Annotated in this window: 8 protein-coding genes and 4 tRNA genes; 7 read left to right on the top strand and 5 right to left on the bottom strand. The window is 65.3% G+C overall.

The window, feature by feature from the left end; all coding sequences use genetic code 11:
- Positions 1–81: 81 nt before the first annotated feature.
- On the top strand, positions 82–642 hold the full coding sequence (locus NFG57_RS13165) for a carboxymuconolactone decarboxylase family protein (protein ID WP_045994599.1): 561 nt from the start codon (positions 82–84) through the stop codon (positions 640–642).
- Between the two features lie 199 nt (positions 643–841).
- Positions 842–2,896, top strand: coding sequence for an SLC13 family permease (locus tag NFG57_RS13160; RefSeq protein WP_348814505.1), 2,055 nt, complete (start codon positions 842–844; stop codon positions 2,894–2,896).
- Positions 2,897–2,956: 60 nt separating this feature from the next.
- Here NFG57_RS13160 and NFG57_RS13155 read toward each other — a convergent pair whose 3' ends face one another.
- The 4 genes from NFG57_RS13155 to betI all read right to left on the bottom strand — a co-directional run bounded on the left by NFG57_RS13155 (position 2,957) and on the right by betI (position 9,754).
- Positions 2,957–5,407 carry an acyl-CoA dehydrogenase gene (locus NFG57_RS13155; protein WP_045994601.1) on the bottom strand — a complete coding sequence of 817 codons (2,451 nt, stop codon included), beginning with the start codon at positions 5,405–5,407 and terminating at the stop codon, positions 2,957–2,959.
- Between the two features lie 229 nt (positions 5,408–5,636).
- Positions 5,637–7,424 (bottom strand): choline dehydrogenase, encoded by a 1,788-nt coding sequence (gene betA / locus NFG57_RS13150; RefSeq protein ID WP_348814504.1) that lies wholly within the window; start codon positions 7,422–7,424, stop codon positions 5,637–5,639.
- Between the two features lie 78 nt (positions 7,425–7,502).
- A complete protein-coding gene (gene betB / locus NFG57_RS13145; RefSeq protein ID WP_222568962.1) occupies positions 7,503–8,972 on the bottom strand; it encodes a betaine-aldehyde dehydrogenase in 1,470 nt (489 codons plus the stop codon).
- 161 nt (positions 8,973–9,133) lie between these two features.
- Positions 9,134–9,754 carry a transcriptional regulator BetI gene (betI, locus tag NFG57_RS13140; RefSeq protein WP_204248998.1) on the bottom strand — a complete coding sequence of 207 codons (621 nt, stop codon included), beginning with the start codon at positions 9,752–9,754 and terminating at the stop codon, positions 9,134–9,136.
- A 322-nt stretch (positions 9,755–10,076) separates the two neighbouring features.
- Here betI and NFG57_RS13135 point away from each other — a divergent pair, with 322 nt between their 5' ends.
- The 5 genes from NFG57_RS13135 (at position 10,077) to NFG57_RS13115 (ending at position 11,911) form a co-directional block, all read left to right on the top strand.
- Positions 10,077–10,958 (top strand): choline ABC transporter substrate-binding protein, encoded by an 882-nt coding sequence (locus NFG57_RS13135; protein ID WP_348816185.1) that lies wholly within the window; start codon positions 10,077–10,079, stop codon positions 10,956–10,958.
- 205 nt (positions 10,959–11,163) lie between these two features.
- Positions 11,164–11,240, top strand: a tRNA-Met gene (locus tag NFG57_RS13130).
- 339 nt (positions 11,241–11,579) lie between these two features.
- A tRNA-Asn gene (locus tag NFG57_RS13125) sits at positions 11,580–11,655 on the top strand.
- A gap of 46 nt (positions 11,656–11,701) precedes the next feature.
- A tRNA-Asn gene (locus NFG57_RS13120) sits at positions 11,702–11,777 on the top strand.
- Positions 11,778–11,835: 58 nt separating this feature from the next.
- Positions 11,836–11,911: transfer RNA gene (locus NFG57_RS13115), tRNA-Asn, on the top strand.
- A gap of 201 nt (positions 11,912–12,112) precedes the next feature.
- Here the strand turns inward: NFG57_RS13115 and NFG57_RS13110 are convergent.
- The gene (locus NFG57_RS13110) at positions 12,113–12,355 is read right to left on the bottom strand and encodes a type II toxin-antitoxin system Phd/YefM family antitoxin (RefSeq protein WP_253552235.1); all 243 of its coding nucleotides are present in this window, start codon (positions 12,353–12,355) and stop codon (positions 12,113–12,115) included.
- Positions 12,356–12,372 lie beyond the last annotated feature (17 nt).

The raw sequence follows: 12,372 nt of genomic DNA, 5'->3' as shown, positions 1-12,372 counted from the left end.
CGGCCCGCACAACACCACTGACACACCAGGCCCGCCAAGGGGCGGGCTTGCTACCTTTTTTCCCACGTACAGGATGACAGCATGACCCTTCGTTCCCGCTTGCCCGAGCTTGACGACGCCACCATGAGCGCGGAGCAGCGCCGGGTGCTCGACGATATTCTCAGCGGCCCCCGCGGCAACCTCGATGGTCCTTTCCTGGCCTGGGTGCACAGCCCACAGCTTGCCGACCATGCCCAGCGCCTGGGCGCCTTCTGTCGCTACCATACCTCGCTTCCGCTGCGCCTCACCGAGCTTGCCATCCTGACCACCGCGGCCTGGTGGAAGTCCCAGGCGGAGTGGCAGATCCACGCCCCCATCGCCCTCAAGGCCGGCCTGTCCGAGTCGGTGGTCGAGGCCTTGCGAGAAGGCCGTCAACCGACCTTCGAGCGCAGCGACGAAGTCATCGTCCATCGCCTGGCCAGCGTGCTGTATCAGCACCGTCGCGTCGATCAGGCCACCTACGACAGGGCAGTGGAGGCCTTCGGCGAGGAGGCCGTGGTGGAACTGGTCGGGGTGCTTGGCTACTACGCCCTTGTGGCGATGACGCTGAACGTGTTCGAGGTCCGTCGCGGCGATGAACCGCTGCCCTTTGACGAACCCTAACCCTTTGACGAACCCTAACCCTTTGCCGAACCCCAGCTCGTTGACGAAGCCTGCCCTTCGTCGAACCCTCCTAGGCGCGCTGACAAGGTGTTTTAGGCTACGCTGAATCAGCGGTACCCTGGCGCTTTCTCGGTGACGCTTTCGCGACCTCCAGCACTCTGCAATCGCCCGTCAGGGCGCCGCCCAGGGAGGGGCCGGCATGGACGACAGTCTTCTGGTATTTATCGTGCTCGGGCTGACGCTGGCGGCGTTCGTCTGGGGGCGGTTTCGTTTCGATCTGGTGGCGCTGGCCTCCCTGCTGGCCTCGGTGGTGCTGGGGCTGGTGCCGGCCGACCAGGCCTTTTCCGGTTTTGGCCATCCGGCGGTGATCACCGTGGTGGCGGTGCTGGTGCTGTCCCGTGGCTTCGAGCGGGCCGGGGTGGTGGACGTGATCGCCGCCCAGGTGCTCAAGGTCGGCGACAGGCTCCTGTACCAGCTATTGGCGCTGACCGGCCTTGTCACCGTGCTGTCGGGCTTCATGAACAACGTGGGGGCGCTGGCGTTGCTGCTGCCGGTGGCCCTGCGGATGTCGCGCGAACACGATACCTCGCCGTCGATCCTGCTGATGCCGCTGGCCTTCGGCTCGCTGCTGGGTGGCCTCACCACCCTGATCGGCACCCCGCCCAACATCATCATCTCGAGCTACCGCGCCAGCGTCGCCGGCGAGCGCTTCAGCATGTTCGACTTCTTCCCGGTAGGCGGCGCCGTGGCAGTCGCCGGGGTTGCCTTTATCGTGCTGCTGGGCTGGCGCCTGGTGCCAAGGCGCACCGGCCAGGCCAGCCGCGACGCCATGTTCGATACCGCCCACTATCTGGTGGAGGTACGGGTCGACGCCGATGCCCAGGCCCTGGGCTGGTCGCTGCACAAGCTCAGGCGCAAGCTCGACGACAACGTTCCCGTGCTGGCGCTGGTGCGGGGCGGTCATCGCTACGCCGGTCACTCTTTCTATGGGGTGCTCAAGGAGGGCGACATCCTGCTGCTGGAGGCCGGCCCCGAGGAGCTGAAGGCGCTGGAGGATCGTGCCGGACTGCGGGTCGGTCTGGCACCCGAGGAGGCGCCGGATCCTGATGCCGAGCCTACCGATACCGAGCAGAGCAACACCGAGCAGAGCAACACCGAGAAGACCGACAGCAATGACCAAGTGCGGTCCTCGGGCAACGCAGCAGCCGCATCGACATCGGCCCAGCCGTTGAACGCAGACGGCAACGCCGGGTCCGCTTCGCTGGCCCAGCGTACCCGCCAACTGGTCGACGAGGACGAGCAGGCGCGAGAGCGCCGCATCACCCTGGACGAGACCCGAGAGGCGGCGCGGGGCACCGAGGACGGCGACGAGCGCCAGGACGACAAGGCCCCCGAAGACCTGCACCTGATCGAGGCGGTGGTGCGCAACGACGCCGCCATCAGTGGCCGCACCGCCGCCGAGCTGCGCCTGCACCATCAGTACGGCCTGCACCTGGTGGCGGTGGCCCGTGACGGTGGGCGCCTCAAGCAGCGCCTGCGCGATATTCGTTTTCGGCCCGGCGACGTGCTGCTGCTGCAGGGCGATCCCGAAGGGCTGGGCGAGAGCCTGACGGTGCTTGGCTGCCTGCCGCTGGCAGACCGGCGCCTGACCCTCGGCCAGCCGCGCCAGCTTGCGCTGTCGGTGGGCATCTTTGCCGTCGCCATCACGGCCATGCTGTTCGATCTGCTGCCGGCGGCGGTGGCCCTGTCGCTGGCCGCGCTGGTCACCCTGCTGGTGGGGGTGCTGCCGCTGCGTGAAGGCTATCGCGCCATCGACGGCCCAGTGGTGGTGTTGCTGGGGGCGATGATTCCGGTGGGGCAGTCGCTGGAGTCCAGCGGCGGGGCCGGCCTGATCGCCGATGCCATGCTCGGGCTTGGCAGCCAGTGGCCGCCCATCCTGGTGCTGGCGGGGCTCTTCATGGTCAGCACCTTGCTGTCCAACGTCATCAACAATGCGGCGGCGGCGCTGTTGATGGCGCCCATCGCGGCGAGTCTCGCCAGCGGTTTCGAGCTGTCGCTGGACCCCTTCCTGATGGTGGTGGCGATCAGCGCCTCCTGCGCCTTTCTGACGCCCATCGGCCACCAGTCCAACACCCTGGTGATGGGCCCCGCGGGCTATCACTTCAGCGACTACTGGCGCCTTGGCCTGCCGCTGACCCTGGTGGTGATGGTGGTCGCCATTCCGCTGATCATGCTGGTCTGGCCGCTGCAATAACGGCCAAGGAAAACGCCCGGGCTTGGCCCGGGCGTCGTGGTGGTGCGCGAAACGTCGGCGTTACGCGGTGACGTTGTGGTGGTTCATCTTTTCCTTGTCGGTGACGAAGGCGTCGAAGGCGAAGTCGTCCACGCTCAGCATGTCGAGCACCTCGGCCTCGCGCTTGCGCATGAAGTCGGCATCCTCCTCGCTGATCAGACCTTCCTCGAGCGCGGCTTCCAGGCGTTCTTCCGGGTGCAGCGCCTGCACCGGCAGCTTGCCCTTGGAGTACGCCTTGTTGATCTGGCGATAGAGCACCTCGGCGCGGTCCTGGGTTTCCAGCAGGGCGTTGTAGCGCGCCACCGGGTTGTCCTGGACCTGGTCGTTGCTGTCCCAGGCGCCGACCAAGAGCTTCTTGCGCAGGGCGCTGTCGGTGGACACCGCACGGGCGATGGACCGGGCCAGGTCGTCGTGGGGGCGTGCCCAGCGGCGGCCCAGCGGCATCACCAGCACCTTCAGGGTCTTGCCCAGCGCCCGGTTGGGCAGGTTGTCGAAGACCTCGACGAAGGCGGTCTCGGCGCGATTGAGCAGGAAGCGGCAGGCGTAGTGCATCAGTTCCGCCTCGCCCTCGACCTTGTCACCCTCGTGCCACTGCTTGATCACCATGCTCACCAGATAGAGGTTGGAGAGCACGTCACCCAGACGCGCCGAGAGCATCTCGCGCTGTTTGAGCTCGGCGCCCAGGCTCGCCATGGCGGCGTCGGCGCACAGGCTGAAGCCGGCAGACAGACGGGCCACGTCCTGGGCGTAGGGGCGGGCGACCTCGTCGAAGGGGCAGGACGGCTTGCCGATGCCCAGGCCCATGGTGAGGGCGCGGGCGGCGTTGCCGAAGATCAGCCCGGCATGGCGGAAGAACGCCCGGTCGAAGGCCTTGGCGTCATCGGCGTCCTTGGCCGCCAGTTCCTCCAGCACGTAGGGATGACAGCGGATCGCGCCTTGACCGAACACCATCAGGTTGCGGGTCATGATATTGGCGCCTTCCACGGTGATCGCCACCGGGTTGGCACTGTAGCCGATGCCCAGGTAGTTGCGCGGGCCCAGGGTCACTGCCTTGCCGCCGTGGATGTCCATGGCGTCGGCCAGGATGTCACGCTGGAACTCGGTCAGCTGGCTCTTGAGGATGGTCGATGGCACCGCCGGCGCCTGGCCGTGGTCGATGGTGTTGGCGGTCTGGTAGACCGCCGCCTGGGCGATGTAGGCCTTGGCGGTAAGACGTGCCAGCGGCTCCTGAATGCCCTCCATCTCGGCCACCGGCACATTGAACTGGCGACGGATGCGGGCGAAGCCGCCGGCCCAGCCGATGGCGTAGCGGCCGGTGCCGGTAGCGCCGGAGGGCAGAGTGATGCAGCGGCCGACCGACAGGCACTCGATCAGCATGCGCCAGCCTTCGCCGGCCATCTCGGGGCCACCGATGATGGTGTCCAGCGGCACGAACACGTCCTTGCCACGAATCGGACCGTTCATGAAGGGGCTGCCGATGGGGTGGTGGCGACGGCCGATTTCCATGCCGTCGGTGTCACGCGGGACCAGCGCGCAGGTGATGCCGAGGTCCTCGGTGTCGCCCAGCAGGTGGTCCGGGTCGAACATGCGGAAGGCCAGGCCGACCACGGTGGCGATGGGCGCCAGGGTGATCCAGCGCTTGTTGAAGGTCAGACGCAGGCCCAGCACTTCCTTGCCGTCGATTTCCTGCTTGCACACGATGCCTACGTCCGGCAGCGAAGTGGCGTCGGAGCCGGCGCGGGGGCCGGTCAGGCCGAAGCAGGGGATCTCGCGGCCGTCGGCCAGGCGTGGCAGGTAGTGGTCCTTCTGCTCCTGGGTGCCGTACTTGAGCAGCAGCTCGCCCGGACCCAGCGAGTTGGGGACACCCACGGTGGACATCAGGGTCTCGTTGACCGCGAGCTTCTGCAGCACCGCCGACTGGGCCTTGGCCGAGAAGCCGAGACCGCCGTACTCCTTGGGAATGATCATGCCGAAGAAGCGTTCCTTCTTCAGGTAGTCCCACAGCTCCGGCGGCAGGTCGGCGCGCTCGCGGGCGATGTCCCAGGCGTTGCACATGCCGGCGGCCACGGTGCACTGATGGTCGATGAAGGCGCGTTCCTCGTCGCTGAGGCCGTCATCCTTGAAGTCGAGCAGGCGCTGCCAGTCAGGACGGCCGGAGAACAGCTCACCGTCCCAGGCCACGCTGCCGGCCTCAAGCGCAGTACGCTCGGTATCCGATACGCGGGGGGCGACCTTCTTGAACATGGCGAACAGACGCGGCGACAGCCAGCCATGGCGCAGCGCCGGCAGGCCGCAGACGGCGATGACGGCGGCGGTGATCAGCAGCAGTACGCCGACGAATTCGGCGTCGAGGACCAGGCCCGCGACCCCGAGAATGGCGGGCAGGGCGGCGGCAGGCGCGGCCCCGGCCTCGCGGCGGGCGATGGCGATTAGGCCAACGACCGCAAAGATGAGCAGGAGCAGGCTGAGCATGGGCGGTTCTCCTTGGAGAGCGATGAGAGGAAGTGTGGTTGTAATAAAACGCCTGTTTGAATTCTTGCAGATTAGCCCATCGCCTGACAACCGGCCATCGAAAACCTTGCCTCTTGCACCATGGTCGAACTAGAGGTCTCTTAGCTGCACAAAAAAGGCCCCGTAAAAGTCACGGGGCCAGGTCGATGTCGTCTAAATCGTGTCGCCGCCAGCGGCAGCTTTTCCGGCGTCAGCCAGGCTGCGCTGTGCTATCAGCACCAGTACCAGTACCAGCACCAGCATCGGCGCGCGCGGAGAGGCGCCGCTCGCTTTGGGTCGGATGGGCCTCCTCGAGCCGCCGCTGCGGCGGCTTCTGGGCCGGGGCGCCATTGGCCACGTAGTAGGGCGCCTGGCTCGGCGGCAGCGGCTCGCGGCCACGGATCTTGTCGGCCATGCGCTCGGCCAGCATGATCGTCGGCGCGTTGAGGTTGCCTGTGGGAATCACCGGGAACAGCGAGGCGTCGACCACCCGCAGGCTTTCTACCCCGTGCACGCGTCCGGCGCCGTCGACCACGCAGTCGTCACCGTCGCCCATGCGGCAGGTGCCACAGGGGTGATAGGCGGTCTCGGCGTGGCGGCGCACGAAGGCGTCGAGCTCATCGTCGCTCTGCACGTCCGGCCCCGGCGAGATCTCGCGGCCGCGGAACTCGTCCATGGCCGGCTGGGCGATGATCTCGCGGGTCAGGCGAATGGCGTCGCGGAACTCTTCCCAGTCCTTTTCGGTGGACATGTAGTTGAAAAGGATCGAGGGCGCGGCCTTGGGATCGACCGAGGTCAGGCGCACGCGGCCTTCGCTCTGGGAGCGCATCGAGCCGACGTGGGCCTGGAAGCCATGGGCCTGCACCGCGCTCTTGCCGTTGTAGCTGATGGCGATCGGCAGGAAGTGGTACTGCAGGTTCGGCCAGGCTTCCTCTTCGCTGGTGCGGATGAAACCGGCGGCCTCGAACTGGTTGCTGGCGCCCACGCCGCTGCCCTTGAACAGCCACTCGCCGCCGATCGCCGGCTGGTTGTACCACTTCAGCGCCGGGTACAGCGAGATCGGTTTCTTGCACTCGTACTGGATGTACATCTCCAGGTGGTCCTGCAGATGGGCTCCGACGTTGTCGTTGACGTGGACCGCCTCGATGCCGAGCTCCGCCAGCAGGTCCGCCGGGCCGATGCCCGAGCGCTGCAGAATCTGCGGCGAGGCGATGGCGCCGGCGCACAGCAGCACCTCGCGACGGGTGCGCACCTCCTGGGTCTGGCCCTTGCGCTGATAGCGCACGCCCACCGCACGCTTGCCCTCGAACAGGATGACGTCGGTGGTGGCTCGGGTCTCGATGGTCAGGTTGGGGCGCTTCCTGGCCTCGTCCAGATAGCCACGCGCGGTGGAGGCGCGGCGTCCCTGGGGCGTGACGAAGCGGTCCATGGGGCCGAAGCCTTCCTGCTGGTAGCCGTTGACGTCCTCGGTGGCCGGGTAGCCCGCCTGCTGTCCCGCCTCGATAAAGGCGTGGTAGAGCGGGTTGTTGCCGGGCTTCGGGGTGGCCACGCACACCGGGCCATCGCCGCCATGGTAGTCATTGGGACCGATATCGCGGGTCTCGGCCTTCCTGAAGTAGGGCAGGCAGTTGGCGTAGTGCCAATCCTCGAGCCCGTCGCGCTTGGCCCAGCCGTCATAGTCCAGGGCGTTGCCACGGATGTAGCACATGCCGTTGATCAGCGAAGAGCCGCCAAGGCCCTTGCCGCGACCGCACTCCATGCGGCGATTGTCCATGTGCGGCTCGGGGTCCGTCTCGAAGGCCCAGTTGTAGCGCTTGCCCTGCAACGGATAGGCCAGCGCTGCCGGCATCTGGGTGCGGAAGTCGAAGCGGTGGTCCTTGCCGCCGGCTTCCAGCAGCAGGACCTGGACGTCCGGGTCCTCGGTCAGACGAGTGGCGAGGACGTTGCCGGCGGAGCCGGCGCCGATGATGACGTAGTCGAATTCACGGAGCTGTGACATGTGACGCCTCCCTGAAGGCAATGGGGTGACCGGGTCAGGCGTGACGCGGTGTTCGAGTGCTGTCGCGACGGGCCGGCCTTAGAAGACCGACTCGAAGGGGCCCATTTCGACCTGGACCGACTTGGTCTGGGTGTAGTGGGCCAGGGTCTCGATGCCGTTCTCGCGGCCGACGCCGGACTGCTTGTAGCCACCCACCGGCATTTCGGCCGGGGACTCGCCCCAGGTGTTGATCCAGCAGATGCCGGCTTCCAGGCGATGGATCAGGCGATGCGCACGGTTGAGGCTCTCGGTGAAGACGCCGGCGGCCAGGCCATAGGTGGTGGCGTTGGCGCGCTCGAGCACCTCCTCGTCAGAGTCGAAGCCGAGCACCGACATCACCGGGCCGAAGATCTCTTCGCGCACGATGCGCATGTCATCGGTGCAGTCGGTGAACACCGTGGGGGCCGCCCAGGCGCCCTTGGCCCAGTCGCCCTGGTCCCAGGCGTCGCCGCCGGCCAGTACCCGGGCGCCTTGCTGCTTGCCCAGCTCGATGTAGGACAGCACCTTCTCCTGGTGTTCGAAGCTGACCAGCGGACCGAAGTTGACCGAGGGGTCCATCGGGTCGCCGGCCTTGATGCGCGCCACGCGCTCCTCGAGCAGTGCCTCGAAGTCGTCCTTGACGGCGTTGTCGACGAACACCCGGGTGCCGTTGGTGCAGATCTGGCCGCTGGAGTAGAAGTTGGCCATCATCGCCGCGTCGGCGGCACGGACCAGGTCGGCGTCACGGCAGACGATCAGCGGCGACTTGCCGCCAAGCTCCATGGTGACGTCCTTGAGGCTGGAGGCGGCGGAGGCCGACATCACCTTCTTGCCGGTGCCCACCTCGCCGGTGAACGAGACCTTGGCGATGTCCGGGTGCCCGGTGATCGCCTGGCCCACCTCGGCCTCGCCGTGGACGACGTTGAACACGCCATCGGGCAGACCGGCTTCGGTGAACACCTCGGCCAGGATCATGGTGGTCAGCGGGGTGACCTCGCTGGGCTTGAACACCACGGCGTTGCCGGCGGCCAGCGCCGGGGCGGACTTCCAGCAGGCGATCTGGATCGGGTAGTTCCAGGCGCCGATGGAACCGATGACGCCCAGCGGCTCGCGGCGGGTGTAGACGAAGCTGTCTTCACGCAGCGGAATCTGGCTGCCTTCGATGGCGGCGGCGAGGCCGGCGTAGTATTCGAGCACGTCGGCGCCGGTGACGATATCGACGGTGGACGTCTCGCTGAACGGCTTGCCGGTGTTGCGGGTCTCGAGCTCGGCGATCTCGTCGTTACGCTCGCGCAGCAGCGCCACGGCGCGGTTGAGGATGCGTCCGCGCTCCATGCCGGACATCGCGCCCCACACCTTCTGGCCGCGCTGAGCCGCGGCGACAGCGGCGTCCACGTCGGCCTGGCTTGCCACCTGCACGTCGGCCAGGTGGCTGCCATCGTAGGGGTTGGTGACGCTGAAGGTCTCGTTGGAGGTGGCGTCGGTCAGACGGCCGTCGATATAGAGCTTCTGGAGTTCGAGAGTTGCCATGGCATCCTCCTGTCGAAAGGGCATGTGTCAGCAAGCTGACAGCGATGTCGGGGCGATAAGTGAAGAGCAAGAATGTGCGCGTGAGTGGCGCAGGCGTTGAGCCTGCCCACTCGGTCGGCCTGAGATCCGGCTTGAGGCTCGGAGCCTTGGCCGGAAGAGACTCAGGCCGGTTCGGGTTTGCGAGCCGCAGCGGGCGCGTGGCTGTCGAGCAGTCGATTCAGGTACTCCCGCGCCAGCTGGCGGGCCTGGACCGCGTCCAGGCCTTCCGGCGACAGGGTGCCGCGCAGCCACAGGCCGTCGATCATCGCGGCCAGGCCATTGGCGGCGCGCTGGGCCTCGTGTCGGGGCATCAGCCGGCGAAACTGGTAGCACAGATTGGCGTACAGCCGCCGGTCGTTGATCTTCTGCAGCCGCTGCAGGTCGGCCTTGTGCATCGAGTTGGCCCAGAAGGCGAGCCAGGTGCCGGCAGCTCGGGCGTTGGTCTGGGATGCGTCGAAGTTGCCGTCGATGATGGCTTCCAGATGGGCACGGGGGCTTGAGTCGCTCAGCGCCTTGCGCCGCGCCGCCACGGCCTGGCCCAGGTCATGCTGGATCTGGCGCATGGTCGCCTCCAAGAGGCCATCCTTGCCACCGAAGTAGTGGCTGATGATGCCGGCGGAGACCCCGGCGTGGCGGGCGATACGCATGATGGTGGCATCGGCAAGCCCCACCTCGTGGATCGCCGCCATGGTCGCCTGGATCAGCTGCTGGCGGCGGATCGGCTCCATTCCTACCTTGGGCATGACAGACCTCCGTGCCGTTCGCCCTCGAACATTGACGTGCCCGAGAGGTGAATCTGTTGATGCGCGTCTCGAGCGATATCGTGCTCAAGAGTTGAATCTAGTGACTTGCTCCTCGAGGCACCCCCGAGGTTAGGATGTAGAGAGTATGCCTTTTATTGATTGGACGTTCAATCAAAATCTGGTCGATTCAACGGCACAGTCGTGAACAGGCCACCATACTGCAACCGATAACCTCAACAAGGAGTGCATCATGACGACCCCGACGATTCCCGCTCTGTCCGTACTGGCGGCTGCCATCGCCGGCCTTGCCGCCCCCCAGGCGATGGCCGCCGATGACAGCTGCCAGCCGGTGCGTTTCGCCGAAGTCGGCTGGACCGACATCACCGCCACCACCGCGCTGACCACCGAAGTGCTGAAGGCCATGGGCTACGAGACGCGTATCGACACCGTCTCGGTGCCGATCGCCTATTCGGGCATGAAGAACGACGACTTCGACGTCTTTCTCGGCAACTGGATGCCGTCCATGGCGTCCATCAGCGACCCCTACGTCGAGCAGGGTGATGTCGATCGCCTGGGAGCCAACCTGGAAGGGGCCAAGTACACCCTGGCGGTGCCGCAGTACGTTTACGACGCCGGTGTCACCTCGGTGGCGGATCTCGACGAGCACGCCGACAAGTTCAATAGCGAACTCCACGGCATCGAGGCCGGCAATGACGGCAACGAGCTGATCCAGCAGATGATCGACGATGACGCCTTTGGGCTCGGCGACTGGTCGCTGATCGACTCAAGCGAGGCCGGCATGCTGGCGGAGCTGCGTGCCCGCGTCCCCGACGAGACCTGGATGGTGTTCCTCGGCTGGGAGCCGCATCCCATGAACACCAACTTCGACATGGCTTACCTGGAAGGCGCCGACGACTACTTTGGTCCAGACCTGGGCGGCGCCACCGTCTACACCAACACCCGCGCCGGCTACACCGACGCCTGCCCCAATGTCGGTGCGCTGCTCAACAACCTGAGTTTCACCCTGGAGATGGAAAACCAGCTGATGGGCACCATCATGGATGACGGTACCGCCCCGGACGAGGCCGCCCGCGACTACCTCAAGGCCAACCCGGAGCTGCTGGACGCCTGGCTCGAAGGCGTGGAGACCGCCGATGGTGAGCCTGCCCTCGAGGTGGTCAAGGCGGAGCTGGGTGTTGAATAAGGCAAAGCTGGGTGTGGAATAAGCCAGAGCTGGGGCGCTGAACAAGCCTGAGCTGACTGTCTAGCAAGCCCAGAGCGTTCCAGGCCGGGGGAGAGCAGGGCAGGCCCGTCGTCGAAAATTTCGTAGGCGGGCTTGCCAAGTTCATGAACGGTGTGCATAATTCTCCCCCGTCGACACGGCGCTTTTGCCGCATGACGACCCAAAAGGCTACGTAGCTCAGTTGGTTAGAGCACATCACTCATAATGATGGGGTCCCCTGTTCGAGTCAGGGCGTAGCCACCAGTATCTAGAAAGCACCCGCTGACCTCGGTCAGCGGGTGCTTTCGTATGCGGCGGGTTTTTTGCCTCCCGTCAGCCATCGTCCGGCACTGCCTTTCAGCGTTTGTGACCCGCCCGCACCTGCCCGGTGGGCGAGGGACCAGCGTTCAGGATAGGGCTTCAGGATAGGGCTTCAGGATAGGGCTTCAGAACGTGCAGTGCATCCTCACGGCAGCCAGAGCCGCCCGAACCCAGGTTACGAGGCGGATCAGCGGGTTAAGCCAGTCCTTGGGTCAACAAAAGCGCAACCGGGCTTGACGATCTCGGAGCGATCCGTATACTACGCCCCGTGCTTGAGGCGATTCCCCGATAGCTCAGTTGGTAGAGCAAATGACTGTTAATCATTGGGTCGCAGGTTCGAGTCCTGCTCGGGGAGCCAACCGCAACGGTTGATCCCGCGTTACGCACCGACAATTCAAGGTAATTCCCCGATAGCTCAGTTGGTAGAGCAAATGACTGTTAATCATTGGGTCACAGGTTCGAGTCCTGTTCGGGGAGCCATCTTGCCTTGCAGCATTGCTGACATTGTCGCCAAGCTTGAAGTACTGCACATCGTTGTTCCCCGATAGCTCAGTTGGTAGAGCAAATGACTGTTAATCATTGGGTCACAGGTTCGAGTCCTGTTCGGGGAGCCAGTGCTGATTTTTGGTGTTTTCCCTTTCCTGCCGTCTCTTTTCTTTATTGAAATTATCCGGGATTTCCGTCCCAGGATTTGCTTCATGCTTTGCGTTTTTCTGCCGCATTCTTGCTGAGGCCTGCGATGCCTGAGTGTAAAAAGCGGTGTCGCAGAAAGTTTGCACTCGGGGCGAAGCGTTCTCTCTAGCCTGTCTGCCAAGTCACCATTTTAGTTCTCGCTCGCACTGGCCGAGATCGGTTTCCAGCCCTTCCCTGATCGATTCGCCCATGGCAGGTAGGGAAGCCAGGTGGAGGCTTTCCAGGATGGCGCGCCAGTCATCTTCCGCCAGCAAGACGGCGTCACCTCTTCTACCGGTGATGATAATAGGTTCGTGGCTTTCCAATGCCTTGTCGATCAAGGCTTCGAGCTCGGCGCGAGCATTCTCGACGGTTACTGTAGTCATCGGCCACCTCCTGTTGG

The organism is Halomonas sp. H10-59 (genome assembly GCF_040070555.1).
GTDB classification, from domain to species: domain Bacteria; phylum Pseudomonadota; class Gammaproteobacteria; order Pseudomonadales; family Halomonadaceae; genus Halomonas; species Halomonas litopenaei.
The sequence above is the reverse complement of the archived record's forward strand: the minus strand, read 5'-3'. Positions and strand labels throughout refer to the sequence as shown.

Excerpts from the sequence above, each read along its gene's own strand:
- betI (WP_204248998.1), bottom strand. The coding sequence starts at position 9,754 with ATGCCCAAGGTAGGAATGGAGCCGATCCGCCGCCAGCAGCTGATCCAG.
- betB (WP_222568962.1), bottom strand. The coding sequence starts at position 8,972 with ATGGCAACTCTCGAACTCCAGAAGCTCTATATCGACGGCCGTCTGACC.
- NFG57_RS13160 (WP_348814505.1), top strand. The coding sequence starts at position 842 with ATGGACGACAGTCTTCTGGTATTTATCGTGCTCGGGCTGACGCTGGCG.
- NFG57_RS13165 (WP_045994599.1), top strand. The coding sequence starts at position 82 with ATGACCCTTCGTTCCCGCTTGCCCGAGCTTGACGACGCCACCATGAGC.
- NFG57_RS13110 (WP_253552235.1), bottom strand. The coding sequence starts at position 12,355 with ATGACTACAGTAACCGTCGAGAATGCTCGCGCCGAGCTCGAAGCCTTG.
- NFG57_RS13135 (WP_348816185.1), top strand. The coding sequence starts at position 10,077 with ATGGCCGCCGATGACAGCTGCCAGCCGGTGCGTTTCGCCGAAGTCGGC.
- NFG57_RS13155 (WP_045994601.1), bottom strand. The coding sequence starts at position 5,407 with ATGCTCAGCCTGCTCCTGCTCATCTTTGCGGTCGTTGGCCTAATCGCC.
- betA (WP_348814504.1), bottom strand. The coding sequence starts at position 7,424 with ATGTCACAGCTCCGTGAATTCGACTACGTCATCATCGGCGCCGGCTCC.